Source organism: Moorena sp. SIO4A5, assembly GCF_010672005.1.
Taxonomy (GTDB): Bacteria; Cyanobacteriota; Cyanobacteriia; order Cyanobacteriales; family Coleofasciculaceae; genus Moorena.
This window is the reverse complement of record NZ_JAAHHZ010000009.1, coordinates 29,718-55,444: the sequence shown is the minus strand read 5'-3', so window position 1 is coordinate 55,444 and position 25,727 is coordinate 29,718. Positions and strand designations below refer to the sequence as shown.

24 protein-coding genes are annotated in these 25,727 nt (G+C 43.7%); 12 read left to right on the top strand and 12 right to left on the bottom strand.

Annotation, left to right across the window (positions count from 1 at the left end):
- Positions 1-285 (top strand): FtsW/RodA/SpoVE family cell cycle protein (locus tag F6K57_RS06290; protein ID WP_293065830.1); only part of this gene is annotated, 285 nt, incomplete at its 5' end.
- Here the strand turns inward: F6K57_RS06290 and F6K57_RS06285 are convergent.
- The 3 genes from F6K57_RS06285 to F6K57_RS06275 form a co-directional block, all read right to left on the bottom strand.
- Positions 275-604 (bottom strand): hypothetical protein, encoded by a 330-nt coding sequence (locus F6K57_RS06285; RefSeq protein ID WP_293065827.1) that lies wholly within the window; start codon positions 602-604, stop codon positions 275-277. The genes F6K57_RS06290 and F6K57_RS06285 overlap by 11 nt on opposite strands.
- 208 nt (positions 605-812) lie before the next feature.
- On the bottom strand, positions 813-1,250 hold the full coding sequence (locus F6K57_RS06280) for a VOC family protein (protein WP_293035706.1): 438 nt from the start codon (positions 1,248-1,250) through the stop codon (positions 813-815).
- A 112-nt stretch (positions 1,251-1,362) separates the two neighbouring features.
- Complete coding sequence (locus F6K57_RS06275) at positions 1,363-1,869, bottom strand: TIGR02652 family protein (RefSeq protein WP_293035708.1); 507 nt, start codon at positions 1,867-1,869, stop codon at positions 1,363-1,365.
- A 155-nt stretch (positions 1,870-2,024) separates the two neighbouring features.
- Between F6K57_RS06275 and F6K57_RS06270 the strand changes: the two genes are divergently transcribed.
- Positions 2,025-2,576, top strand: a complete 552-nt coding sequence (locus tag F6K57_RS06270) for a gamma carbonic anhydrase family protein (RefSeq protein WP_293035710.1) — start codon at positions 2,025-2,027, stop codon at positions 2,574-2,576.
- 435 nt (positions 2,577-3,011) lie between these two features.
- Entirely contained in the window at positions 3,012-3,131 is a 120-nt protein-coding gene (locus tag F6K57_RS06265; RefSeq protein WP_293035713.1) for a photosystem II protein Y, read from the top strand.
- A gap of 107 nt (positions 3,132-3,238) precedes the next feature.
- Here the strand turns inward: F6K57_RS06265 and F6K57_RS06260 are convergent, their stop codons facing one another.
- The 5 genes from F6K57_RS06260 to F6K57_RS06240 all read right to left on the bottom strand — a co-directional run bounded on the left by F6K57_RS06260 (position 3,239) and on the right by F6K57_RS06240 (position 7,693).
- The gene (locus F6K57_RS06260; protein WP_293035716.1) at positions 3,239-4,144 is read right to left on the bottom strand and encodes a LysR family transcriptional regulator; all 906 of its coding nucleotides are present in this window, start codon (positions 4,142-4,144) and stop codon (positions 3,239-3,241) included.
- Between the two features lie 126 nt (positions 4,145-4,270).
- The gene (locus F6K57_RS06255; protein ID WP_075896843.1) at positions 4,271-5,038 is read right to left on the bottom strand and encodes a BMC domain-containing protein; all 768 of its coding nucleotides are present in this window, start codon (positions 5,036-5,038) and stop codon (positions 4,271-4,273) included.
- A gap of 1,517 nt (positions 5,039-6,555) precedes the next feature.
- The gene (locus F6K57_RS06250) at positions 6,556-6,864 is read right to left on the bottom strand and encodes a hypothetical protein (protein WP_293018865.1); all 309 of its coding nucleotides are present in this window, start codon (positions 6,862-6,864) and stop codon (positions 6,556-6,558) included.
- A gap of 189 nt (positions 6,865-7,053) precedes the next feature.
- A complete protein-coding gene (locus F6K57_RS06245; protein ID WP_293065820.1) occupies positions 7,054-7,185 on the bottom strand; it encodes a hypothetical protein in 132 nt (43 codons plus the stop codon).
- Positions 7,172-7,693, bottom strand: coding sequence for a hypothetical protein (locus F6K57_RS06240; RefSeq protein WP_293065817.1), 522 nt, complete (start codon positions 7,691-7,693; stop codon positions 7,172-7,174). The genes F6K57_RS06245 and F6K57_RS06240 overlap by 14 nt, the downstream gene beginning before the upstream one ends.
- A 131-nt stretch (positions 7,694-7,824) precedes the next feature.
- Here F6K57_RS06240 and F6K57_RS06235 point away from each other — a divergent pair, with 131 nt between their 5' ends.
- Complete coding sequence (locus F6K57_RS06235) at positions 7,825-8,439, top strand: Uma2 family endonuclease (protein WP_293018871.1); 615 nt, start codon at positions 7,825-7,827, stop codon at positions 8,437-8,439.
- An 89-nt stretch (positions 8,440-8,528) separates the two neighbouring features.
- Here F6K57_RS06235 and F6K57_RS06230 read toward each other — a convergent pair whose 3' ends face one another.
- The 3 genes from F6K57_RS06230 to F6K57_RS06220 all read right to left on the bottom strand — a co-directional run bounded on the left by F6K57_RS06230 (position 8,529) and on the right by F6K57_RS06220 (position 10,268).
- Entirely contained in the window at positions 8,529-8,951 is a 423-nt protein-coding gene (locus F6K57_RS06230) for a PIN domain-containing protein (protein ID WP_293018873.1), read from the bottom strand.
- Complete coding sequence (locus F6K57_RS06225) at positions 8,948-9,190, bottom strand: hypothetical protein (RefSeq protein WP_293018875.1); 243 nt, start codon at positions 9,188-9,190, stop codon at positions 8,948-8,950. Before F6K57_RS06225 ends, F6K57_RS06230 begins: the two co-directional genes overlap by 4 nt.
- A gap of 667 nt (positions 9,191-9,857) precedes the next feature.
- Positions 9,858-10,268: a hypothetical protein gene (locus F6K57_RS06220; RefSeq protein ID WP_293065813.1), complete on the bottom strand. Its 411-nt coding sequence runs from the start codon at positions 10,266-10,268 to the stop codon at positions 9,858-9,860.
- A gap of 178 nt (positions 10,269-10,446) precedes the next feature.
- Between F6K57_RS06220 and F6K57_RS06215 the strand changes: the two genes are divergently transcribed.
- Entirely contained in the window at positions 10,447-10,620 is a 174-nt protein-coding gene (locus F6K57_RS06215) for a hypothetical protein (RefSeq protein ID WP_293065811.1), read from the top strand.
- A gap of 240 nt (positions 10,621-10,860) precedes the next feature.
- Here the strand turns inward: F6K57_RS06215 and F6K57_RS06210 are convergent, their stop codons facing one another.
- Positions 10,861-12,072 carry a sigma-70 family RNA polymerase sigma factor gene (locus F6K57_RS06210; RefSeq protein ID WP_293065808.1) on the bottom strand — a complete coding sequence of 404 codons (1,212 nt, stop codon included), beginning with the start codon at positions 12,070-12,072 and terminating at the stop codon, positions 10,861-10,863.
- Between the two features lie 757 nt (positions 12,073-12,829).
- On the opposite strand from F6K57_RS06210, the gene F6K57_RS06205 reads away from it, so the two are divergent.
- The 7 genes from F6K57_RS06205 to F6K57_RS06175 all read left to right on the top strand — a co-directional run bounded on the left by F6K57_RS06205 (position 12,830) and on the right by F6K57_RS06175 (position 25,713).
- On the top strand, positions 12,830-12,967 hold the full coding sequence (locus tag F6K57_RS06205) for a hypothetical protein (RefSeq protein ID WP_293018879.1): 138 nt from the start codon (positions 12,830-12,832) through the stop codon (positions 12,965-12,967).
- A gap of 873 nt (positions 12,968-13,840) precedes the next feature.
- Positions 13,841-15,238, top strand: coding sequence for an AAA-like domain-containing protein (locus F6K57_RS06200; RefSeq protein ID WP_293018881.1), 1,398 nt, complete (start codon positions 13,841-13,843; stop codon positions 15,236-15,238).
- 533 nt (positions 15,239-15,771) lie between these two features.
- Complete coding sequence (locus tag F6K57_RS06195) at positions 15,772-16,617, top strand: SAM-dependent methyltransferase (protein WP_293065804.1); 846 nt, start codon at positions 15,772-15,774, stop codon at positions 16,615-16,617.
- The gene (locus F6K57_RS06190; protein ID WP_293018885.1) at positions 16,617-17,525 is read left to right on the top strand and encodes a tetratricopeptide repeat protein; all 909 of its coding nucleotides are present in this window, start codon (positions 16,617-16,619) and stop codon (positions 17,523-17,525) included. The genes F6K57_RS06195 and F6K57_RS06190 overlap by 1 nt, the downstream gene beginning before the upstream one ends.
- A 273-nt stretch (positions 17,526-17,798) precedes the next feature.
- Positions 17,799-19,199: a tetratricopeptide repeat protein gene (locus F6K57_RS06185; RefSeq protein WP_293065801.1), complete on the top strand. Its 1,401-nt coding sequence runs from the start codon at positions 17,799-17,801 to the stop codon at positions 19,197-19,199.
- 42 nt (positions 19,200-19,241) lie between these two features.
- Positions 19,242-19,541 (top strand): hypothetical protein, encoded by a 300-nt coding sequence (locus F6K57_RS06180; RefSeq protein WP_293018889.1) that lies wholly within the window; start codon positions 19,242-19,244, stop codon positions 19,539-19,541.
- 445 nt (positions 19,542-19,986) lie between these two features.
- Complete coding sequence (locus F6K57_RS06175; protein WP_293065798.1) at positions 19,987-25,713, top strand: AAA family ATPase; 5,727 nt, start codon at positions 19,987-19,989, stop codon at positions 25,711-25,713.
- Positions 25,714-25,727: the final 14 nt, after the last annotated feature.

Genomic DNA, 25,727 nt, shown 5'->3' with positions numbered 1-25,727 from the left:
AGAAACCGAGTCTATCAGTTAATCGCGATTGGGGCAATGCTGTTTATTGTCGGACAGTCTCTGTTAAATATTGGTGTTGCTTCTGGGGCTCTTCCCACTACTGGTTTACCCTTCCCATTCTTTAGTTATGGGGGAAGTTCGATGATTTCCAGTTTGTGTTCCGCTGGGTTGTTGATTCGGGTGGCACGAGAGAGTAGTGAGGCGAAAGTTGTGTCTATACAAAGTCGCCGCCAGTATATAGCAGAACGACGGCAAAGAAGGCACAAGGTAAAAGCTAAAAGGTAAAAGTGACCAATATAGCGGTTTTCAATTTGGTGAGATACAGAGTTTCTGGTTTTAGGGAACAGGGAACAGGGAACAGGGAACAGGGAACAGGGAACAGGGAACAGGGAACAGGGAACAGGGAACAGGGAACAGGGAACAGGGAACAGGGAACAGGGAACAGGGAACAGGGAACAGGGAACAGGGAACAGGGAACAGGGAACAGGGAACAGGGAACAGGGAACAGGGAACAGGGAACAGGGAACAGGGAACAGGGAACAGGGAACAGGGAACAGGGAACAGGGAACAGGGAACAGGGAACAGGGAACAGAGAACAGGGCAAAAATTCTGTCTACCTCATTAGGGGAAAAACCGCTATACAGACCAGTAATTTTTTTTTCAGGGCATTCCGACTCCCTCGGTGCGCTTGACCCGTAATTAAATTCGCTCAAGGTGCGCGCCTCCAAGGGCGCGAGGGATTGCTCGCGCCCTTGGGTCGCACCTTCGGGTCGCACCGCTCCCGACTTCCTAACACCTATGTCTAGCTATGTCTAGGTTTTTATGAGATACAAAAACTCCAACGGTAAACCATCAGTATCAGCGATAAAGGCTACCTCATAAACATGATTACCGATCATCTGTTGGGTAGGTTCCAACAGAACCTTCAAGGGCTGAAACTGCTCTGGGTTCTGCTCAGAAGCCTCTTTAAAACTTTCTTTCAAGGACTCTAACCAACTTGGCAAGTCAGTAGCCCTATCCGTTAGGTCAAAAGACACGTGGTAATACCCCACATAATGCTCATCCCCAAAGGCATCCGGTGCTGGTAATGGTTCAGGAATTTGGATTAGTTCCAAGCGTCCACCCAGTCCCTTCATCCAACACGCTAGAGTCATGCCAGTAGTGAAGCGTTCAGATACCGTGAATCCCAACTTCTCATAAAATGCGATCGCGCGATGAATATTGGCTGTGCGAATCGAAGCATGATGCATGGGTTTTGTCCTTTGGCCTTTTTCCTTTACCCTTTTTCCTTTCTAACCAACAACAGGTGTAGTGAAATCACCAATCACCAATCACCAATCACTAATCACCAATCACCAATAACTAAAACAATCGGAAATAAGGGTAGCGCACAGGTACTCCAGGTTCTTTTTCCAAATCAAAATTGATCACTTCCCAACAAGGTTCTTCCTCAGGTTCTGGGCTAAATTCTACCGGCAAGCCATACAACCTGGGTTGGCCTGACTCTGAGTTCCCTCGCCAGGGGGTACTGCGCTCTAGGTAGGCACTCACTAAATCCCGATAACGACTGGCAATAATTACCCGTGTTGCCCGATATCCTTCAGTGTATAGCTTGTCTAGGGCTTCGTGAATCTCAAAGCGAATTCCATCAGGATGAGTGTGCTGTCGGTACCATTTATCTTGCCATAGACGCCAGTGACGCCCAGATTGTAAATGAATCAGTTCCCCAGTTTTTGGGTTGGCTTCAAACGCACCATGACGTGGACACAAGTAAGTGTCAGTCAACGTCAATGCCGGAATTATCTGACGGCAGTGAGGACATTTAATTTCTGAACCGAATATCGGGTACTGCAAGCTAGAATCAATCATTAAATGCTAGGGAGTGCCTTAGAGGTATATGCTATTACCTAATGGCTCCATCATTATAACTGGGTATTTAGTGGTGTTGGTCTCAGTGACCCCACTGTAAAACCTATGTAAAACCTAAGGTATTAATTACCATTATCTCCCTATTGTGATTAATTGTGGATTATCCCTTACCTCAAACCCCAATACTGACATCTTTTTGGCCTCCCCCAGATCTTTCTCTTGCTGCCTTTGTCGCCCCTAATGCTGTAGTTATGGGTCAGGTGTCCGTAGCTGCAGGAGTTAGCATTTGGTATGGTGCTGTAGTCAGAGGTGATGTGGAGCGCATCGAGATTGGCGATCGCACTAATATTCAAGATGGCGCAATTTTACACGGAGATCCCGGCAAGCCAACAGTTTTAGAAGACCATGTCACTGTTGGTCATCGCGCTGTCATTCATTCAGCATATATTGAACAGGGTAGCTTGATTGGTATTGGAGCAGTGGTAATCGATGGGGTTCGTGTCGGTCATGGTAGTATCGTGGGCGCTGGAGCTGTGGTTAGTAAAGACGTTCCTCCCCTGTCCCTGGTAGTCGGTGTACCTGCCAAAAAATTACGGGATGTTTCGGAGGCTCAAGCCGCTGAACTGATTGAACATGCACGGCACTATGAAAAGTTGGCTCTAGTTCATGCAGGTAAAGGCACAGATTTAGGGTTTAGTCTAACATAATACTTCGCTGCCGTTGCCCGGAACCCGGAACAGGGAACTTCCGATCAGGGAACAGTGGACAATAATTGAGAAAAACACCATCAGAACAGCGCTGCATCGCGTTTTACCGATTCCTTCCCAATTAGTAAACTGTGGGTAACTTTGATTGACTTTGATTAAGTTTTTCCCAAGAAGCGTGCAACGTCTTGAACAAATGGGTGATCAGCTTACTGAAAAATTAACTAAAAAAAATTGACCCATTAGGTGCGACTATATATATAAACAACTAAGTACCGTCCGGTACAAGGCATATCAAGCTGAGGGAGGTTACCCATCTAGCTTGGTAAGAGTTATTTGATTACTGAGTCACGGCAACTTGTTCAACCAATAACCCCACTTCTTCTAGGGGTGGGAGGGTAAAAATACTTCAAGCATTATAGGGAGGATACTAGAACCATGGATTTACGTCTATTAATAGTCTTATTGCCTTTACTCCTAGCACTAGGCTGGGTAGCTTACAATATTGGTGCGATCGCTCTCAAACAAGCTCAAAATTATTTGAATAAATCTCAATAAATCCCGCGTCAACCAATTAAGCGATAGCACCTTTGCGCAAAAGCACAATAGCCAGCTGTTCCGTCAAAAGGAGGATACAGCTGGTTTGCTTGAGCTATTGACCAATCTTATTTGTGGCAAATCAGTGGCTCTGAACTCAATAGATAATCTAGAAAAGTACCAGCAACAATCGATAGTTGTTTGCTACGCGGATAGACAGCATACCAGTAACGCTCGATGGGAAAGTGTTCTACATCCAAAACCACCAGCTCAGAGTTAACCCCTTCCATAACTAAGGTATGACGAGATAATACAGAAATTCCTAAACCCCCTGCGATCGCTTGCTTAATTGCCTCATTACTCCCCAAATCCAGCCGCACCTTTGGTGAAATCTGGTGGTAATCGAATAGTTTTTGTACAGCTTTGCGTGTTCCCGAACCAGGCTCCCTCATAATAAAGGTTTCTTGAGCTAGACGTTTAAGGGGGATATTTTTTTCCTGAGCTAGAGGATGATCGACCCGTGCGATCACAACCAGGGGGTTTTCTTGCACTGGTTTATAGCAGGTCTCCTGGTTTTCCGGAAGCTGACTCATAATGTATAAGTCATCTAGATTCTCACTGAGACGACCAAGGATGTATTCGTGGTTGGTGACTTGGAGAGAAATATCAATGCCTGGATAACGCTGGCAAAACGGACCTAGTAAACGAGGAATAAAATATTTCGCAGTTGTAATCACTGCTAAGCGCAGACGCCCCTGTTTTAAACCTTTGAGATCTGCCACTTTCATCTCAAACTGGTCTAAATTCTCAAAGATATCGCGGCAGGTTTTAACTAGTGCCTCACCAACCTGGGTCAGGTAGATTCGCTTACCTACCTGGTCAAACAGAGGCATACCAACAACTTTGGTTAGCTGCTTCACCTGCATAGAGACAGTGGGTTGGGTGAGAAACAGTTCTTCTGCAGCTCGTGTAAAGCTGTGGTGCCGAGCGACTGCTTCAAAGACCCTTAACTGATGCAATGTGGCTTGCTTCAATGATATTACTCCTATGAGGATATAGATCTTAGTCTTTGACAGTCTTGAAAGTCAGGAGTAGGGAGTGGGAAATGGGGAAAAGGGAATTTCATGGTGTTCATGGTGGACTTTTTTCCATGGTAGCTATTATGAATCTTTGGTACGTATGGGTAAGTTTCTTAAATCTGGTAGTTCTACAAGCTCTTTTTCTGCTTCCTTTACCTTAACTGGTATTCTCAACGGTTGTGGTTGCTCCTCGATCAGGCAACTCGCTACTGGCAAGCTTTTCTCTAAATCTTCAAGAGGTCTAGGAATCACTGTCACAGCGGTTAGTTCACCAATACGCTGGGCTTCAGCCATTCCAACTTGTAAAGCAACTGCTACATCTGCCACACGACCCCGAATAATGGCAGTACATAAACCCGCCCCAATGGTTTCGTAGGCAGTAAGCTGTACATTGGCAGCTTTGAGCATGGCATCCGAGGCACCAACCATTGCTGGCAATCCCCTGGTTTCTAAAAGACCTAGGGCATGATTACTGACCCGGCTACGATGATTTTGGTTAACTTGATCGAGTAGGTGAACACCGATGGGAAATATCACTTCCAGGTTGGGAAGTGGTCGCGCAATGATTGTCGAGGAGAGCAACTCACCCTCTCGTTGAGCATAATCCTTACCCGATTCGACAGCAATTCGCACCTCAGCGATCGCTCCCCGCACAATGGCAGTGCAGTGACCACTACCAGTTTTTTCATAACCCACAAGGGTAACTTCTGCTGACTTGAGCATGGCGTCAGCAGTACTAACAATTACTGGAAAACTTAGAGTAGAGACTAAACCTAGGGAGGCTTGGTTAAACCGTTTTCTCTTTGTCAAGGGATCGTCAGGGACAAGCCCAGGTTTGTATAACTCCATCAGACAGAAGACCTCTCTTTGGTTGTCGGCTGTTAATTGTTGGCTTATATCAAGTTTAGAAAGTTAAGTGTTCAGCAGAAACCTACAAAGGTCAATCAAGAAGCAGCTCATGCCATTGGACTAGATGATTGGCATGGGTTTTGTCTGGGAGTAGTGTGCCGACCACCGGTATGATCTAGCATTTCTCAAATCGGTCAGGTAGACAGTTGCAGGGTTAATGGGAGTCGGGAGTCGGGAGTCGGGAGTCGGGAAGTCAGAAAAGGGATCCCTCCTAACCCCCCTTAATAAGGGGGGAACTTAATAAGGGGGGAACGAAAGTGGGAAAAAATCCTGTTTACCTCATTACTACGAAAACTGCTATAACTATAATTTATAATTACAATTAATTATACTAATAAAACTGTAGGCGAAACCGCTAGGACAACTAACTATAGAGCTTCACATTGAGGCATATGGGGTGGCTGTTGGCTTGAGACTCCCAACTTGTGTCGTTCTAGCTATCCCAAGGGCGTTCCTTCTGGTGATCAAACTTCTGACAATCGCCTTTCGAGTCCTTTTTTCTATACCAGTAGGAAATTTAGATTAAATCACATAGAATTAAACCCTTGTTTATTTGATAGCGCTTATCCTAGTAATAAGGTAAACATATTTTTTTTCGGTTACCTTTTACCTATTACCTAAACTCAAAAAGTAACCTCAACCTTACCTAGTTGATAACTACTATATAAATACCCGTTGATGGAGCCGTAACTATGAGTAGTCTATCTGAACTTAAAAGCCGAAAACTTGGATTAATTGAATTAATCTCAATGGGATTTGGTGTTTATCTGAAAAATTTGAAGCCTATCCTACTGTTGTTTTGTACAATCTATTTCCCTTTGCTGATAATTTTGTCAGCTTTGAACCCGGAAAATACAAATAAGACTTAAGGATTGTTTCTGGCTTTTTTTGTAGTTGTTTCTATTGTTATAGGTTTAGCAAGTTTGACTATTACATAGCCCTATCGCTGATTACAGAAAATTCTCTTCATGGAAGACATACCACTTATCAGACTATAGTCCAAAAAATAGTTTCGAGTTTCATTCCTCTAGTTGGGCTATCTTTGATATTTAGTATTAACTATTTGATCAGATTTATACTACTTATAATCCCAGGGATAGTTTATGCGGTAAATAATCAATACTATGGGCTGGCTTTTATTCTCCGAGACCAAAGGGGAAAAGATGCTTTCGATTACAGTCGCTCTATCGTTGAAGGGAATTGGTGGAAAGTATTCTTCTTCATTTTTCTAAGTGTATTGAGTGTTTTATGCTTACAATTTATCTTGAATAGTGTCTTAACTAGTCTTCCTTTTATGAAAAATATTTGGGGTGATTTACTTTCAGTAGTTTTCCCTCAATTTATCGTCATCGGGATTACCATTGGTAATATACTTCTATTTCTTAACTTAGATTATCAGAAAAGTTTGGAGAGCTGATTAAATGGGAAGCATTCATAGGCTAGGTCAAACCAGTGACTTAAAACCAAGTTCTGTATTCATCTAAATAACCGTCGTAGTACAATTCTTCTTCTTCAAGGCAATCTGGAGTATCCACAGTCGTCTCTTCTGTTAAGTCTATTCCGTGATACTCTTGCTCTAGTTTTTTCATCTCTTCAAACAGACCTTGTTTCTTCAGCTTAGCTCTTTCTGCAACAAATTTGTTCCATTTTTTACACTTTTTCCTAGCTCGTTCTCCTGGGACGTTTTTACAGTTTACCGGCCTATAGTCGCTAGGTTCATAAAACTTATGTCCCCCAGGATGTTTTTTCTTTTTTTTCTTACTCATATTAATAGATTTTAGTTTTTATGGACTTCTAGAATTTTTGGCCGAAAGTCAATTGAGTAAGGTTTTATCCCAGATTGTTATAACTCACTAGTTAATCTCTGTATTATTATACCTCATAAGTAGGATAAACCCTATAGGTAATTGCAAGGCTTGGTTTGGCAATTCTTACCATGTCATTGGCTCTCTGCCTCAAGCACTTTCCTTTTCTAAGGGTAAAGTCAAGGGCGATCGCAATTTTTCGTTCGCGTAGCGTGGCCTACGGCCAATCACAAAGAGTTGCGATCGCTTTTTCATCAGTGGATACACCCTAAAAGGGTTCACGCTCCCAAGTTGTAGTAATACCCAACGTCTCAAAGGAATTTTCTAGCAGAGTTCGGAAATCCTTACTATAGCCACCAAACAGATGAACTCGTGGTTTTCGACCTGGAAAGTAGGGAGCATACAGAAGCACTTTAGTGCCGTCCTTCCAGACTTTAACGTGTTTGACCTCGATTACATACTCATCAGTTAACAAATCAACGTAGCCGACTGGTGACTCCACCTCACGCTCTCCACCTTCTCCCTCTTGAAGGATAGCTTGAATCATCCTTTCATCTTCATAAGACTGACCGGTATATTTTTTCTCGGCAAGAGGTTGTGGCATAGGTTCTCCAGAGGTTTCCATGTCTTCGAGAACTTCTGCGACTAAATTACTAATGCCTTCTAAAGCAGCTACCAGAGATGTGTCAAGGTGAGATAGACTGGGAAATTCGGCACATAATCCTACAAACTCCTCGTCTTCTTTTAACCATGTGATGCTATAAGTGTAGTGTTGGTGATTAACTTTCATTACTGTCCTCCAACTTATCAATAGCCTCTAAGACTTGACGAACTTGATAAACTTTAGCCTTTCCACTCTTTCCCTTTTGAATAGTGACACGAGGATTTCCTTACCACCGGGTCTTATAAATATAGGTCAAGATGATACAAACACCTGCCAGTCCAGAAACTGAAACCCTATTGATTGAGTTGCCTAGGACAATCGGGTTGTACGTCACCCAGGAACAGTTTACAGCCCTTGCAGCAGCCAACCGCGACTTGAGACTGGAAAGAACGGCACTTGGAGAGTTAATTGTGAACCCACCAACAGGCTGGAAAACTGGAAAACTAAATTGGAGTATTTCTGGAGAGTTGTATTTGTGGTGGCGTAATGCAGGGGAACCAGGTAAAGCCTTTGACTCTTCTACTGGCTTCATTTTACCTAATGGTGCGACTTGTTCTCCCGATGCCTGTTGGGTGAGCCGAGAACGTTGGCAGGCACTTACTCCAGAACAAAAAGGCACGTTTGCTAATATCTGCCCGGATTTTGTGCTTGAGTTACGGTCTAGCTCAGATCGGGTTCAGTCTCTGGAAGCTAAAATGACAGAGTATATCGACAATGGCGCGAGACTGGCCTGGTTAATCGATCCACAGCAGCGACTGGTGGAAATTTATCGACCGGGTTTGGCGGTGGAAGTGTTGCAGAATCCAACTGAGTTGTCGGGGGAAGAGGTGTTACCGGGTTTTGTGTTGGATTTGGGTCGGGTGTGGGGTTGAAAATAGAAATGCGATCGCTCTCTGTCTTGATGCAGTCGCTCATGGGGGAAACCCCCAAGACCGCGCTGCATCGCTCGAAAACCCTGCACTTAAGTTGATTCTGATCGCGCTGCCAAGAATTCCTCCGGTAGCATTACGGGAACTGAAGATGACACAAAATCAGATATATTGCGTGTAACGATCAGGTCGAGACCTAAGGCAAGTGCAGCTTCACTGCTCACTGCATCCTCAAAATCCGTCATGGAGCTTTGCAGAGCAGCTCGAATCACCTGATCGGTTATGCTGGCAACTTCAATACGTTCTAATAAAGTTGATAGTAGTCTCAGTGCAACCTCACTGCCCACCTGACGACGCAAAATATAGAAAATATTGGTTATGGCATGGCCTGAAACATATCCTTCAACGTCTTCCTGGGTTACTGTATTTAATGCTTGTGCCGAAGCAACCACAAATGGTTGGCGTTGAGCTAGAACATCAAGTAATACGTCGCTATCAAACAACACCCGTCTCACTTGTATTTTGCCTCAAGATAATCGATGTACGACTCTTTGGAATCCTCTGGACTTAGCTCAACCACACCAAGTAGGCTTTGAGTCCAAGGATCAAGACCAGTCATTGGTGTTGAACTTGAGCTATAAGACCTAGATAACAGGGTTTCTTGTTCAATTGAGGCCAAAAGGGACTGGACTAAACGCCAGCGTACGCTTATTGGTAATTGCAATGCTTGGTTTTGCAATTCTTGCCATGTCATTGGCTTTCTTCCTCAAGAACTTCCTATTCTAATTGTAGAGTATCGGCCAGTAGCAGTGATGTGATCCCTGCCTCAGTTATCCCCAGGTAAAGGCAGCTTTTAAGGCAGTCTGAATTGGCACCGGGACTAAATAGTCTCCGCCTGCCACCGGGTGAGGGATTGGGGATGTCGAGTTGGTCATCAATTCTCGAGTGCGATCGCGTAGCGGCTCAATGCGCGCGCATCGCTTCTTCCAAACAGTCAGCTGCTTCAGCTAAGGCTTCTTCCATGGAATCTCCCTGAGTAATAGCTTCTGGCAAATCCTGAAAGTTACCACAAACCCGCCATCAGACTGGTCAGGGGTAAATGTAGCCGGGAATGAAAATCGACTAGTTGTAGATTCTACCATGGGAGTATTAATCCTAGGATAAGCCATTCCATTACTGATAATTTAAACAGGTGCGTTACACTTTGTTAACGCACCCGACAAGATCGGCGATTAGCCCAAAGGGCTACGCTTCGCGATCGCACTTTTATTGAAATTAAAAGCTTCTGAGTACCTAAATATCGTTGCGTATGAGTTTTTTATTCAAACTCATTCAACAGAAGTCAAAGGTTGTCTTAGACTTGCTTTCAAATTTTCGGACACGTCTACTACATTCAACAAATACATATATCACCTAAACTGTTAGTTCATACGTACGTACTCAACAGTTAGATAACCTGTGTTGTCGGGATAGTTTGCATCATTCATCAAAAAGGCACAGGTTTGATCTTTATACAGTGGTATTTCGGGATTCCTGGTATATTGATATTCTTCTAAGGGTATGTCACAGTTTATAATCAGAGAAAATGGATCATACTGAGGATCCATCATTTGTCCTCGATTCCAGTAATCTGGATCCCCTTCAGGTCCACATTTATCTATATCCGGTCCTCCTTTCCATATACCGTCTGCGTGAAAAAAGTAATCTCCATAGTCAGAAAATTTAGTGGCGGGGTAGAAAACTTTAACACCTTGTTCGTTATTGGCATACACCTTAAATTGTCCAGCCAGGTCGAGTTTGATAGGCGCATCCGCCAACGCAGAACCAGCCATGAAGTTGAGTGTAATAAGGAACCCAGCAAAAACAATGAGGAAGCTCTTCAAAATCTTGTTAAGTTTCATGTAGATTTAACCTCTAAATTTGGATAAACCGATGGACAAATTTTACTTTTTGTCTTCAGTCTCTACACTTTAAAGACGATTCCAGAGAGCCTTTTCTGAATTTTTTTAGTTGGCTTTTTTTATAAATAAGTCTCAAGACAGGGTTTTTCGAGGTACACAGAATTTCTTCCCTGTTCCCAATTTTGAAGTTTCCTATTTCCTGCTCTGTTCGCGTTTGGCCGTGGGCCACGCTACGCGAACGCGCAGCGGAGGCCGTAGGCCAAAACGTGGGCTACGGCCTTAGCTCTCTAAAACCCAGAAATTTGTACCTCGTCCAAAAAGCGATTCTCTGAAAGAGCCGCTACGGGATTATCGGTACAAGCCGCTACGGGAAGGCACTTTATCGAACTTTATAGCAGTAGCCGTAGGTTGGGTTGAACTTTCTGAAATCTAACTCTCTCAAGGTAACAAAAGGGAGAGATAATGTTGGATTTCATTGCCTTGAGTCCAACCTACACGATGGGTGCATCTTTTTGTTGTAAATCTATAACTGTTGGGGACTATGGGGAGATGGGGAGGTGGGGAGTGTGGGAAGAATGGGAAGATGGAGGAGATTTTTATTAATTGGTGCAGGCTGCCTTTCACACACCGCTGCTTCAACACACAGACAACCATGTTTAGGGTTGCATAAATGGGGGATGATTTTAAGAGTTTTGTAGAATGGCCATCTTGGTGGAACAGGCATCTTGGTGAAATGGCCATCTTGGTGGGGTGGGCATCTGGCTGTGGAATGGCCATCTTGCTGGAACAGGCATCTGGCTGTGGAATGGCCATCTTGGTGGAACGGGCATCTTGCCTGTTTCAATTTCCGGGCAGGCAAGATGCCCACCCCACTGATATTTATCCCGCCCCTCAGCAATGCCTCATTGTTGACTTCTAACTTCTGATCAGAAGTAGCTGCAACAGGAACCGACTCAGACTCCTGCACCAATCGCACTACCTCCTGCACTTCCTCACCAACACCACTGTCCAGTTCTTCCACCGCAACAGATGATGTCACCGTCTCGCCCACAATCGGTTCAACTTCCGCATTCGGCTGGGACATTTCCCCAATTGCTGACTCAGTTGCCTGATTAGTTGGTGTAACCGATAAATCCTGATCAGTCTCATCCTCGCCGATAAAATATCCCCTCAACTCCTCTCTCAGAATCGCCCGCGCCTGGGAGATGCGCTTGCAGACATTCTGGTAGGAAATATTTTGCTGTTGGGCTATCTCTCGATAAGACAGTTCTTGATAAAAATGCAGGATAAAGGTGTGGTGGAGCCGAGCAGGTAAGTTATCAATGGCACTGCTGATAGCAATCTTTTTCTCGTCTGTTTCCAAAGCCCTTTCTGGGGTATCCTCACAGGAAACCAGTCCTTTTTCCTCTCGAATCCCTTCTATATCCTCAACGTGGTTCGCGCTGCGACCATGTTCTCGATGTATATCCACGCAGAGGTTATGAGTCAGCTTTGTCAGCCAAGCCTTAAAATTAGCGATTTTCCCGGCAAATTTTTGCACCTTCTCCCATGCCTTGAGCATCGCTCGACTCAGGGCATCTTCAGCATCGGTAGGGTTTCCACCCATCCACCTGAGACAGCGATGATAGAGATAATCTTGATATTGCCGCCATTGCTGCCAAAACTCTTTCTGTGAAACGTGATGAGATTGGCCCAATGCAGTAGAAGTGGCTTCTAATTGAATATCTGAGATCATAATTGATTGATCAACACAATGGTGTATGGTCTCCACTGGAGTCCAGGGCTGATTTGTTGTAGTAAGCATTCAGCTATCAGCTATCAGCTATCAGCCGTGAGCCTTAGGCTGACGGCTGACGGCTGACGGCACCTCAAGTAGCACCTCAAGTAGCGCATATGCTTACGATTTGTACTCCACATTTTTGACCTCGATACCCGATCACCATTTGAGAGTATAGCGGTTTTTAGTCTGTTAATCTCATAAAACTCATGTAAAAACTCATGTAAAAACTCATGTAAAAACTCATGTAAAAACTCATATATATGGTTTTTATATAGGTTGTAAACAAAATTATTGCTCAAAAAAGCAAGAGGCAAGATGCAAAACGCAAGAGGGGAAAGAGATTCAAAGTTTTATTGTCCAATCAAAAAAGACCATACACGTTTACATCTCAAATAAAAACCCTATATACAGTCGAAAGTGGGGAGTCAACAGAAGCGGGAAATGGGGATAATTATCCCTATATACCCATTTCCCGCTTATAAAAATCTGACGAAATCGCGTTTAGACAAACAAAATCAATGGCTGTGAGGGGAGCAACCCCCCTATATTGCCTATTATCTGCTATTATCTGCTATTATCTGCTATTATTACACTCCCCTGTCAGGGAGTCCCAGCAATAAAAATAGTTAACAATATTTAATATTCAGCTGGAAATTATATAAGGTATGATAATTTAAGGTCAGGATAATAAATCAAAGGAGGAAAGTAAGCCTTGAATGCCTGCCATATCGGTAAGCTCCCTACTCGCAAGAAACGGGCAAGATGCCCGTTCCACCGAGAGGAGTGCTATTATCCCTTTAATCGACTGGTAGCTGAAAAAAATTGGGTTTCAAGCCCCGTCCTTGGTTAGACGGCTTTTATCTGATTAGTTATAATCAAAGAGTGGCCTAACACAGACAGGATTCGTCGGTACTGTCATAAACCCCACGAGCGTTTTGCGATGTTAGCACGTGAGGCGCGAAAAACCTCATTAAAAACGTATGGATCCGTGCCAGATACCGAAAACCAGTAAAGCTTTCCTTAAAAACTAAAAGTACCGTGGGGTTAGAAGTTACCGTAAGAAGAGTGGAGCCAAAATCGGCAAAGTTTTAACCCTTTTACCCATAGCCGACTAACCATAAAGGCGACCCTCTGATAAGGTTTCGTCTCCGGCACACGGAAACTGAGGAAGCTCAACGCTAACGGAGATAAGCCCACTGGGGTTAGTTAAGTTAGGCTAGGTATTTTGTTTTTAAACGGATACTCGGCTTAAGTATTGCCTTTGGCGGATAACTAGCTTTAAGGCATGTCGAAGAACTAAGAATCCCCGCTCATAAGCGGGCGGGGAGTGTCAATCAAGACTAGCTATCTATTCGTATATTCGTAAATTCTGATTTATGGGTATGATTGATACCCACCAAGACTCCCCACCAAGACTAGGTATCATAGGAAATAACTAGTAATAACTAGTTATTAATACTAGTTATTAAACCTCCTATGGTTAACTGCTGGTTAACTGGGGTGCCATTGCCCAGTCATCAGCTCTAAAATTGGTGGCTCATTCAGGGGAAACCCATCTAATTTGCTGATTCCTATATACATAATAGTGTTTTTTAAATTCAACAAACACTATAGCTTTTAGTTCTCAAAAGGGGAGGGCAAAACTTCGATCGCTCGTTTCGGTGTGTCACGTTTGCTCGAGCACTTAAAAGGTGCTTGTTTATAAATTGGGGTGACATTTTAGATGAATATTGATTGTATTCTGGAAATTGTTGACCGTCAACTAAAAGAGAGTCAACATCGACCCCTTACATCCACAGAAGTTATGATGCTGGGTGGGATTTGGCAGTATAGAACTTATAACCAAATTGCCCTCGAAGCAGGTTATAGTGCAGGCTACCTTACTAATGTCGTTGCTCCAGATTTGTATCAGCGACTCTCCCAGGTGATTGGCCAGCGGGTAAACAAGAAAAACTGTCGGGTGCTGCTGGAGTCTTATGCCACCACCCAAGCATCCCCAGAGACAAACCCTTTGAACCCAGATCTGGTGAAGCCAGAGCTGACGGGAAATGCTGCCAATGAAACCCATGAGATACTACCTTGCTATCCCAGTGGCTCAATCCCTATCAACTCTCCCTTTTACCTAGAACGCTCTTCCCTTGAGGAGCAAGTTTATCAAGAAATCAAGAAACCGGGAGCGTTAATCAGGATTAAAGCTCCCAGAGAAATGGGCAAAACCTCTCTGCTGCTGAGGATTCTTGACCATGGCAACCGCCTGGGCTACCATACTGTCAGCTTGAACCTAGAGCAAGTCGAGCAGGGAATTTTGAGCAATTTGAATCAATTTTTGCGCTGGCTGTGTGCCAACATCGCTCAACAGCTTCAGCGTAAACCGATGCTAGATGAGTATTGGGATGAAGACCTGGGCAGTAAAATTAGCTGCACCCTCTACTTCCAAGACTATCTACTAGATTTAATTGATACTCCCCTAATCTTGGCATTGGATGAGGTGAGCCAGATTTTCGAGCATCCCCAAGTCGCCAAGGATTTTTTACCTCTGTTGCGTTCTTGGTACGAAGAAGGGAAAAGACTGCCCATCTGGCAAAAGCTTCGCCTGGTAGTGGTTCACTCCACGGAAATTTACGTTCCCCTCGAGCTTAACCAGTCTCCTTTCAATGTGGGGCTGCCGGTTCAGTTAAACAACTTCAGCCAGGACGAGGTGCAGCAGTTAGCTCAACGCTACGGACTCGACTGGATAGGTCCCGAAGATGCTAAACAATTAATGGTAATGCTGGGGGGACATCCGGCACTGGTAAACTTAACGCTCTATCATCTTAGTCGCAAGGATATAACTCTTTCCCAACTGCTAGCAAGTGCTCCCACTGCTACCGGAATTTATGCTAATCACTTGCAGCGTCATTGGGCAACATTGGCAAAACAGCCGGAATTAGCACAAGCTCTTGATACGGTTCTCAAGGCCACTGAACCTGTGCCCTTAGACCCCATCCTAACTCACAAGTTAAGCAGTATGGGGTTGATTAAACTTTCAGGTGCTCAAGCGATCGCAGCTTGTGAATTGTATCGGCAGTTTTTTACGAACAAGGGAGAGCAACAGTTTATGTATACAGCATCTGTCTCGTAGCCTAATCATGATTGATCAGCGGTCAGCGGTCAGCGGTCAGCGGTCAGCGGTCAGCCATTCGCGACTTGAGGTGCTTTGTGGCACAGGCTTCTAGCCTGTGATCTAGCGCATTAGCTGATAGCTGAATGCTTACGATCAGTTTTTAATGCTCCGTTCACGATTCAATGTTTTGTTTATTAGTTTTTTCATGAGATTTTATATGAGTTATGAGATGAGTTTTATGAGTTTAGTAGGTCAAAAGTCAAACTAATATAGTAAGTATTCAGCGGTCAGCGGTCAGCGGTCAGCTTAATGCTTAAAATAAACCTCTTTTGGTAGTGCGTAGGGTGCGTTAGGGGCGGACTGTCCCAACCCTGGCGCTCGAGACGGAAAATGAGGGCGAGCCCTTGGGTGGTGCGTTACGGTGCGGACTATCCCAACGCTGGCGCTCGAGGCGAAAAATAAGGGCAAGTCCGCCCCTAACGCACCCTACGAACTAAAACAATGCTCCATAAATCCCAGTTCAATGTCTGTGTCTTGTGTCTGTTAGTCTGATGAAAAACTCCGATTATAAGCTGAAGAGTAAATTGAATTTGGAAACTGGCTCCTTAACAATTGTTGGTACGGGGATTCAATTGGTAAGTCATCTGACCTTGGGGGCGAAAGCCTGGATAGAACAAGCGGACAAGGTTTTATATGCTTTGGCTGACCCAGTAACGGCTAAATGGCTCAAAGAATTGAATGCCACAGCAGAAGCTTTGCCATATAACCGGAACAATCAATGGCGCAGAGACACTTATCAAGAAATGACCGAAAGGATATTGACAGACGTTCGTAAGGGGCTGAATGTCTGTGCTGTGTTTTACGGTCATCCTGGGGTTTTTGCCAATCCAGCCCAGGCAGCTATTAAACAGGCACATCGTGAAGGCTTCAGAGCACAGATGCTACCTGGGATTTCTGCGGAAGATTGCTTATTTGCTGACCTTGGTCTCGATCCTGGTCGAAACGGGTGTCAAAGTTTTGAAGCAACGGACTTTTTGATTCGACGGCGTAAATTTGACCCCACTAGCCCCTTGATTTTGTGGCAGATTGCCATGGTTGGCAATCTCGGTTTTTACAAACCGGAGGAACAGTTTCGTCCTCTAACTATATTGACCGAGGTCTTAAAAACACATTATGGAGGTGACCATGAAGTGATTGTTTACGAAGCAGCTGTTTATTATCCAGTTTGCAAACCAGTTATCCAGCGTATTCCTCTGTCCAAGCTACCACAGAGCAGTGTTACTGAGGTTTCAACCCTTTATATTCCGCCTCACGCTCTAGCACCTGTGGACAAAGACATGATGGCGCGCTTAGGTATGTCTTTTGTTAAAGAAGCTACAGGGGAGAAACAGATCTGATGACAGCTTATCAACAAACTGTGTCCAACCTCAAGTTAGCGATCGCACAGAACCCTGAGAAAGCTAAGGCTCTAGCTCAGCAAGGTGAGGCTGATCGGCTGATGGGAGATTTTGAAGCTGCCCTCGCTAAGTTCACCGATGCCCTTGAGCTAAATTCTAACTACCCTTGGGCTCTCGCTCACCGTGGAGAAACCTACTATCAGATCAAACGTTATCAGGAAGCCCGAACAGATTTTAGCCGCGCTATTGATCTCAACCCTAACTACCTTTGGGCCCTTGCTCACCGGGGCGTAACCTACCGCTTTATGGGGGAAGCATATTACACAATGGCAGTGGCTGACTTGGATCGAGCCATTGAGCTGAAGCCGGATTACCTTTGGGCAATTGCCTATCGTGCCCGAGTTTATGAGCTGATGAAGTGCTACCAGAAAGCCCTGATTGATTTTGACCGAGCGATCGCCCTTGACAAAACGATATTTGTGAAAAATTGGCGGATTGAGAGAGGGTTAATCCTTTGCTATGACGGCCAATATGCTGAGGCGATCGCTTGTTGCCAGCAGAGGTTAGAGGAAGTTCCTGATGACACTACAGCTTTATACTGTATTGCAGTAGCGAAGGCTCGCTGGCAGGGATTGACCCAGGCCAAAAGCGAGATTGAGCTTACGCGGACAGTATTGCTGTCTCAATGGGACACAGGGGATCGAGGAGATATTCTGTACCGACTGAGCGCCTTAGCCATCTTGGTAGGTAACTGCGAACAAGCATGGGAATATCTAGAAGAAGCTATTCCTATTAATGATGAAGCCATTGAGTTAGTCAGTCACGACCCAGCTTGGATGGAGTGGCGAGATCACCCGAAAACTCAGGCATTACTCGCTATAGGAAAGGGAGTAGGGAGTAGGGAGTAGGGAGTAGGGAATATGGCATCAACAATGCTCACAATTCCTACAGGGATTGCTATATAGCGTTTTATAGCCTAATGAGGTACACAGGATTTTTTCCCTGTTCCCTGTTCCCCTCCTGGGAGGGGTTAGGGGTGGGTTACTCTTCCCTGCTCCCTGCTCCCTGCTCCCTAAAAACATGCACCTCACCCAATTGAAAACCCCTATAGTTAAGGGTTTGAAACAACAAAGCTCAATCAATTAAGTTTCAAATAACAGTCAAGGAGGAATTTGATCCAGATGGATAATAACACTTGGGCTCTTGCTCAAAAAGCAGAAACTCTTCGCTTGTCAGGAGCTTATGAACAGGCGATAGAGAAATTTGAAGAACTTCAAAAAAGTGACTCGGACAATGCTTGGATCAATGCCCACCTAGGAACAACTTACTACCAGTTGATGGATTATGGTAAGGCCGAAAAATACTTGACAAAAGCCGTCGAAAAGAATCATAAGTATCTCTGGGCTCATGCACATCTAGGTGAAACCTACCGTCTACGAGCAATTACAGAAAATGATAAAGAGCAGAAAAATGAATCTATTAAATCAGCTATAAGACATTTCAAAACAGCGCTTGATCATAAAGCACCAGAAAACAGCAACTATGGGTGGGCATTAGCTCACTTGGGAGCAACCTACCGCCTGAAAATAACTCTGGATAAGAATAAATTAGCCAAGAATGAGATAGATGAAAAAAGTAAAAAACAAGCTTTGAATTATCTTGACAGAGCGATTGAACTTATGCCCACATATGCCTGGGCTTGGGGTATGCGATCGACAGTTCACAGATTAGCTCAAGAATACGAGGAGTCATTGTGGGATTTGGGAGTAGAAACACAAATATCTCCAGACATGGAGACTTTACAACACTCTCCTTCTCCTGTTCCATTCTTAGTAAGCAGGAGGGTAAGTCTTTATGAACATGCATTTCTGTTTTTTTATTTAACGAAGATACAAGATAACTCAGAAAAGAAAGAGAGATACTATAGTGGAGCGATCGCTTGTGCCCAACAAATCTTGATCCTGAAGCCAGGTGATTTGATAGGTCAACTCATTTTAAAGGTAATTGAAGGTACACAAAAGAATGAAGAAGATAAACTTAATAATAAATTTATAAAAGAATGCAAAATACTTATTGAAAAGATAGATGCCAAGCTTGCTGAGATATGTAAAGCAGTATTGATATACATGATAAAGGCTGAGCCTAAAACCAAGCATAAGTTGGAGATGCTGGCTCAGGCAGAAGGTATGTCAGGACATAAATTAAAGAAGCTTGTTGATGATGTCCTCAAGAAGTTTCCCAACAATATTGAACCCAAAAATATTGAACCCAAAAATATTGAACCCAACAATCCTGAGATTAAAGCAGAGGCACAATTATGGCTGTGGCAAAACTTTGGATGGGTCGAAGGATCTGCCAGTGCTCTTTCCTTCCTTGCTGATTTAAGTGAAGTTCTGCGATATTTTGATCAACACTATGATGATATAACTGGTGAACCATTGCCTTATCGAGAGCTTGCCTTGATAATCTATGATCAATACGCACTGGAAAGGCTTTATCAAACTGCAACATTGTCAGAAGCAGAACGGGAAAAAGAATTTAAGAAATTGTTGCCGTCGATAAAACCACTACCATTAGCTTAGATTCTTGATTCGTGACTAGATTAAAAATTAGCAGGATATTTCATGAGTAAACTATTTCATTTATTAACCGATTTGGCCCTTGATCCCAAGAAACAAAGTGTTTTTATCAATAACCCCAGTTCGGTAATGGACAAGGTGGGTTTATCTGAAGCAGAGCAGACGGCGATGATCAGCAAAGAAGCTGCTAAAATTACAGCGTTATTTGCTGATGAACAAGTTCCTCTTGCCTTAAGTATTGGCGATCCCGGTCCCGATCCCTTGCCAGATCCAGACCCTTTTCCGATGCCAGATCCAGACCCTTCTCCATCAGAAGAAGAAGAAGAAGCTGCATCGCTGAATTAAGGAATGAATGCGCGGACATCTGGTTTTATTAAAGCCCCCTAAATCCCCCAATTCTGGGGGACTTGTCTTGATGCAGTCGCTCATGGGGGAAACCACGGCAATAGCGAGTGGGGGGAACCCCCAAGACCGCGCTGCCTCCCCAAGACCGCGCTGCATCGCTTGAGAGTTTTGTTCCCCCCAGAATTGGGGGGCTAGGGGGGCGAAACCATACCCATAATCAGCAACACCGAAGAAGCTGCATCGCTTTTGTAAAGGTGCCCATTCCACCCACCGGGTCAAACAGCTTTTAGGAAATGCACCTCACTTAACCGTTAGGTTAGGTGGGGTTGTTAATTTTAAATCACTGATAACTTTGTACACTTGGAAAAGTGGATTATTATTTGATCAGCTCAAACCACAACCAGTGCGGTTTTTTATCATAAAAACTCCTTTAAAGGAGGTAAGTATGCGCGATTTATCAGGTTACCAAGTTACGGAAAAACTCCATGAGAGCACCAACTCCTTAGTCTATCGCGGACATCGGCGAGCAGATCACCAACCTGTTATCCTTAAAATGCTCAAACAGGCTTATCCTTCCCCTGAAAGCATTGCTTGGTTCAAGCGAGAGTATGAAACAACCCAAACTATTAACTTACCCGGTGTCATAGATGTTTACAGCTGGGAAAACCTAGAAACTAACTGGGTAATGGTGTTAGAAGATTTTGGGGGCGAATCTCTCAATCGGATCATTCCGAAGCAGGAATTCACAATTGGTGAGTTTCTCCACCTGGCCATTGAGATTGTTGACATTCTCGGTCAGGTTCACCAGCAGCATATTATTCACAAAGATATTAACCCATCAAATATTATCTTAAATCAGAATACTGGTAAGCTTAAGCTAATTGATTTTGGTATTTCAACCACACTGTCGCGAGAAATCTCAACCTTTCGCAACCCGAATGTATTAGAAGGAACCCTAGCTTATATCTCCCCAGAACAAACGGGTCGAATGAATCGAGCCATCGATTACCGCACTGATTTTTACTCCCTGGGGGTGACCTTTTATGAATTGCTGACGGGAGAGTTACCCTTCCCCAGCAATGATGTTTTGGAATTAGTCCATTGTCATATTGCTAAACAACCGACACCACCACAGGAACTAAAACCAGAGATTCCAGCAATTCTTTCAGCGCTCCTGTTGAAATTGATGGCGAAAAATGCTGAAGAACGCTATCTATCAGCCTATCGGATCAAGGCAGATTTAGAAGAATGTTTCAGACAGTGGCAAACCAAAGGGCAAATTGATGCTTTCGTGATCGATCAGCACAATGTTTCCGATCAATTTCAAATACCACAAAAACTGTATGGGCGAGAACAGGAGATTTCTACCCTATTAGCTGCCTTTGAACGAGTCAGCCAAGGAGCTAGTGAAATCATGCTGGTTTCGGGGTATTCTGGTATTGGCAAGTCCGTATTAATACAGGAGGTATATAAGCCACTGACTCGCCAACATGGCTATTTTATTTCTGGTAAGTTTGACCAGTTTCAACGAAATATTCCTTACGCTTCCTTAATTCAGGCATTTCGGTCATTAGTACAACAGTTACTCACAGAAAGTCAAGCAGAGATTCACAATTGGCGAGAGAAGCTGCAAGGGGAATTAGGGAAAAATGGACAGGTAATCATTGAATTTATTCCTGAAGTAGAACTGATTATTGGTCCACAACCACCTGTCCCAGAGCTTCCGCCATCAGAATTGCGGAATCGCTTTAATTTTGTTTTTCAAAAATTTATTAAGATATTCACTCAACCCGAACATCCGTTAGTCATTTTCCTTGACGACTTACAGTGGGCAGATAGAGCTTCGTTGAAATTAATTCAACTACTGATGACAGCAGCAGATAATAAATATCTGTTTATAATTGGGGCATATCGGGATAATGAAGTAAACGACGTACATCCTTTGACTCAAAGCTTGGAACAGCTTGAAAAAGCAAGAGTAACAATTAAGAGAATACTACTTCTCCCCTTAGCCTTAACCGATGTTACTCAACTTATCGTTGATACCTTTTTAGTAGATTCAATAACTGCCAAGCAGCTTGCCGAATTGATACAGGAAAAAACGGGTGGAAATCCGTTTTTTATCAATGAGTTTATAAAATCTATGTATTCTGAAGGTTGGTTGTATTTTAACTATCATTCTCATAAATGGGAGTGGGATATAGAGCAAATAAAAGCGCAACCAATTACAGATAATGTGGTGGAGTTGATGATCAAAAAGGTAAAAAAAATACCGACAGCAACTCAGGCATTATTAAAATTAGCAGCTTGCATAGGGAACCAGTTTTATCTGAAAACACTGGCAGTGATATATGAAAAATCTATACAGGAAACTGCAACGGATTTACAGTCAGCACTCCAATCTGGTCTAATTGTACCCCTTAGCTATGCCTACCAGTTGGTGGAACTTGATATCGAAGGGTTGTCAAATCAGTTAGTTGTAGAATACAAATTTGCCCACGACCGTATCCAACAAGCAGTTTACTCGCTCATTCCCAAAGTAGATACCCAAGCAGTACATCTGGGTATTGGCAAGTTGTTACTGCAAAATAAATCCTCTGAAGAATCTGAACAGAAGCTGTTTGAGATTGTTAACCAGTTGAACAAAGGTCGGGAGCTAATTGAGGAACAAACAGAGCGAGATGAGTTAGCTCGATTAAATCTGCGGGCAGGCAAAAAAGCAAAATCTTCAGCTGCTCGTCAACTTGGTTTCAATTATCTCCAGACCGGCTTAAGTTTATTAGGTAACCAGAGTTGGTCGCAGCAGTATAACCTCAGCTTAGATTTGTATGTGGAGGCAGCAGAAGCAGCTTATACAATTGCCAACTACGACCAAATGGAGCCCTTGACTGAGATAGTCTTGCAAAAAGCCCAAACACTGCTAGACAAAGTCAAAGTCTATGAAGTCAAAATGCAAGCCTATTGTGCTCAAAGAAAATTTATAGAAGCAGTCAAAACTGGGCTAGACGTTCTGAAATTACTTGGGATCGAATTACCCGAACAACCCAACCAGTGTGATCTGACGGGAGAGATAGAGCAGATCAAGTCTGCCTTGGGGGGCAGGCAAGCCCAGCAGCTAATGGACTTACCCCAAATGACCGATCCCCATAAACTAGCAGCTATGGGGGTTATGAACTACTTGTTGAGCCCTGCCTACATAGCAATGAATCAACTCAGCTTGGTAAATTGGTGCCGACAGGTGAATTTATCGATTCAGTTTGGTAATTCCCCTGATTTCGCTTTTCCCTATGCCGGTTACGGGCTTATCCTCTGCTTAAGAGGAGAGCTGGAGGCTGGCTATCAGTTTGGTCAACTGGCTTTGAAGTTACTAGAACGATTCAAAGATAAAACATTCAAAGCCAGAACTTATGCAATATATAATTTCTCTCTAAAGCATTGGAAGGAACCGCTCAGGGATATATCATCTGTTTCCACGGAAGCTTATCAAAGTGGAATAGAAACTGGAGATCTTGAATATGCTGCTAGTGCTATGGTTACCTATGCCTACGCTTTATACCTAAGTGGCATTGAGCTGACGGATGCTAAGAAAGAGACGGCGAAAGCAATTGTAGCTACTATTCAAACTCAGCAGGAAGCTTACCTTCATTGGACTCAAACCTATATGCAGGCTATCCTTAACTTGATGGGAGAAACAGAAAATCCCTGCCGTTTGATTGGTGAAGCATACGATGAAGAAAAGATGATGCCAGTCCATCTAGGCAGTGGAGATCGCACGGCACTGATGCATGCTTATTCCCATAAACTCGCTCTGTGTTATCTTTTCCAGGAATTTCAGCAAGCGGTTGAAAATGCAGACCAGTTTGAAGACTATGCTGCTAATGCTGGCTCATCATTCATCCTTACCACTGCTTACTTCTATGATGCCCTGGCTCGGCTAGCATTTTATCCTGATGCTTCAGAGACTGAAAGAGCAGAAATTTTGACCAAGGTTGCTGCTAAACAAGAAAAAATGGAACTCTGGGCAAAGCAAGCTCCGATGAATTTTCTACACAAATTTTATCTAGTCGAAGCTGAACGAGCCCGAGTTTTAGGCAAAGATAGCGAAGCTAGAGACTATTACGACCGCGCTATTACCTTAGCCCATAAAAACGACTATCTCAACGAAGAAGCCCTAGCTTATGAACTAGCAGGCAAATTCTATTTAGCTAGAAACCAAAACCACGTTGCTCGCCACTACCTACAAGATGCCCACTATACTTATCAAGGCTGGGGAGCTGTGGCTAAGGTAAAGGATTTGGAAGCTCGATACCCACAATTTTTGGCTACAGTTTCAACAGATAGTATTAAAACTAGCTTAAATCCGTCAATTACCGACTCAGGTAAAACTACATCCGGTGTTTTGGATATCAATAGCATTCTCAAAGCATCGCAAACTATTTCTGGGGAAATTATCCCAGACAAGTTGCTGGAAAAGTTAATGAAAATCCTGATTGAGAATGCTGGGGCTCAAAAAGGTTTTATGATACTGGATAAGGACGGTGATTGGGTAATTGAAGCTGAAGGAAAAGTGGATTCTGATCAGGTGACTACACTGCAATCCCTGCCAGTAGACTCTGTGGATGCTGCCAGTAAAACCCCGGTCTTGTCAGTCTCTATCGTCAATTATGTGGCTCGCACCCAGGAAAATTTAGTTTTAAGTGATGCGGCTAATCAAGGACAATTTACTCGTGACCCCTACATTGTTGCCACTCAACCCAAATCGATTATCTGTAGTCCTTTGTTAAATCAAGGTAAACTAAGCGGTATTTTATATTTAGAAAATAATTTAACCACAGACGCATTTACCAGCGATCGCATTGAAGTGTTAAGAATGCTTTCTGGTCAAGCTGCTATCTCTATTGAAAATGCTCGTCTGTATGGACAGTTAGAAGACTATAACCGCAATCTAGAGCTTAAAGTAGAAGAGCGCACTCAAGAACTATCTCAAACTTTGGACGTTCTCAAAGCTACTCAAGCGGAACTAATATTTGAAAACGAGTTACTCAAGAGTGACGAACAAGCCGCGAATTTTGATTATCAAGTGGGGGGAAGTTTACCGATGGATGCTCTCACTTATGTGGTGCGTTCTGCTGACAGAACTCTCTATAAAGCTTTAAAGCAAGGGGAGTTTTGTTATATTCTCAATCCCCGCCAGATGGGCAAGTCAAGCCTGATGGTACGTATGATTAACCACCTGAACAATGAGGGGATTAGCTGCGCGGCGATTGACCTGACTCGGATTGGCAGCGAAAATGTTACCCCTGACCAATGGTATAAGGGATTGGCAGTAGAGCTATGGCGAAGTTTTGGTTTACTAAGAAAGGTGAATTTAAAAAAGTGGTGGAATGAACGAGGAGATATTTCTACGGTTCAGCGGTTGAGTCAATTTATTGAAGAAGTCTTACTGGGTGAGGTTGATCAACCAGATAACAGTTTACCGAATAAACGGGTAGTTTTTATCGATGAAGTTGATAGCGTCTTGGGCTTGAATTTTCCAGTTAATGACTTTTTTGCTCTGATTCGCTCTTGCTATAATCAGCGTACTATCAATCCAGACTATGGCAATTTAACCTTTGCTCTGTTTGGGGTTGCTACCCCCTCTGGCTTAATTACAGACCACCAAAGAACTCCTTTTAATATTGGTCAGGCGATTCAACTGGAGGGCTTTAAAGAGCATGAAGCCCAACCTTTGCTTCAAGGATTAGCAGAGAAAGTGAGCAATCCTCAAACACTGCTCAAAGAACTGTTAGCATGGACGAGTGGTCAGCCTTTTTTGACCCAAAAGATCTGTCAATTCATCCGCAGTACTTCATCTGCTATCCCTACCAACGACGAAGCTGAATGGATTGAAAATTTGGTGCGAACCAAGGTGATAGAAAATTGGGAATCCCAGGATGAACCAGAGCATTTGAGAACTATACGCGATCGCATCCTGGAGAGTAAACAATCTGTAGGGCTACTGGAAATCTATCGACAAATTGTCGAGCAGGGAGAAGTGGTGGCTGTTGACAGTCCAGAGGAAAAGGAATTGCTGTTGTCTGGGTTAGTGGTGAAGCAACAGGGATGTCTGAGAGTCAATAACCGGATTTATGAATCCATCTTTGACCGCAGTTGGGTTGAGCAGCATGTATAACTGAGATCTTGGAT

Excerpts from the sequence above, each read along its gene's own strand:
- F6K57_RS06280 (WP_293035706.1), bottom strand. The coding sequence starts at position 1,250 with ATGCATCATGCTTCGATTCGCACAGCCAATATTCATCGCGCGATCGCA.
- F6K57_RS06275 (WP_293035708.1), bottom strand. The coding sequence starts at position 1,869 with ATGATTGATTCTAGCTTGCAGTACCCGATATTCGGTTCAGAAATTAAA.
- F6K57_RS06265 (WP_293035713.1), top strand. The coding sequence starts at position 3,012 with ATGGATTTACGTCTATTAATAGTCTTATTGCCTTTACTCCTAGCACTA.
- F6K57_RS06255 (WP_075896843.1), bottom strand. The coding sequence starts at position 5,038 with ATGGAGTTATACAAACCTGGGCTTGTCCCTGACGATCCCTTGACAAAG.
- F6K57_RS06250 (WP_293018865.1), bottom strand. The coding sequence starts at position 6,864 with ATGAGTAAGAAAAAAAAGAAAAAACATCCTGGGGGACATAAGTTTTAT.
- F6K57_RS06240 (WP_293065817.1), bottom strand. The coding sequence starts at position 7,693 with ATGAAAGTTAATCACCAACACTACACTTATAGCATCACATGGTTAAAA.
- F6K57_RS06235 (WP_293018871.1), top strand. The coding sequence starts at position 7,825 with ATGATACAAACACCTGCCAGTCCAGAAACTGAAACCCTATTGATTGAG.
- F6K57_RS06225 (WP_293018875.1), bottom strand. The coding sequence starts at position 9,190 with ATGACATGGCAAGAATTGCAAAACCAAGCATTGCAATTACCAATAAGC.
- F6K57_RS06220 (WP_293065813.1), bottom strand. The coding sequence starts at position 10,268 with ATGGCTGGTTCTGCGTTGGCGGATGCGCCTATCAAACTCGACCTGGCT.
- F6K57_RS06210 (WP_293065808.1), bottom strand. The coding sequence starts at position 12,072 with ATGATCTCAGATATTCAATTAGAAGCCACTTCTACTGCATTGGGCCAA.
- F6K57_RS06200 (WP_293018881.1), top strand. The coding sequence starts at position 13,841 with ATGAATATTGATTGTATTCTGGAAATTGTTGACCGTCAACTAAAAGAG.
- F6K57_RS06195 (WP_293065804.1), top strand. The coding sequence starts at position 15,772 with ATGAAAAACTCCGATTATAAGCTGAAGAGTAAATTGAATTTGGAAACT.
- F6K57_RS06190 (WP_293018885.1), top strand. The coding sequence starts at position 16,617 with ATGACAGCTTATCAACAAACTGTGTCCAACCTCAAGTTAGCGATCGCA.
- F6K57_RS06185 (WP_293065801.1), top strand. The coding sequence starts at position 17,799 with ATGGATAATAACACTTGGGCTCTTGCTCAAAAAGCAGAAACTCTTCGC.
- F6K57_RS06180 (WP_293018889.1), top strand. The coding sequence starts at position 19,242 with ATGAGTAAACTATTTCATTTATTAACCGATTTGGCCCTTGATCCCAAG.
- F6K57_RS06175 (WP_293065798.1), top strand. The coding sequence starts at position 19,987 with ATGCGCGATTTATCAGGTTACCAAGTTACGGAAAAACTCCATGAGAGC.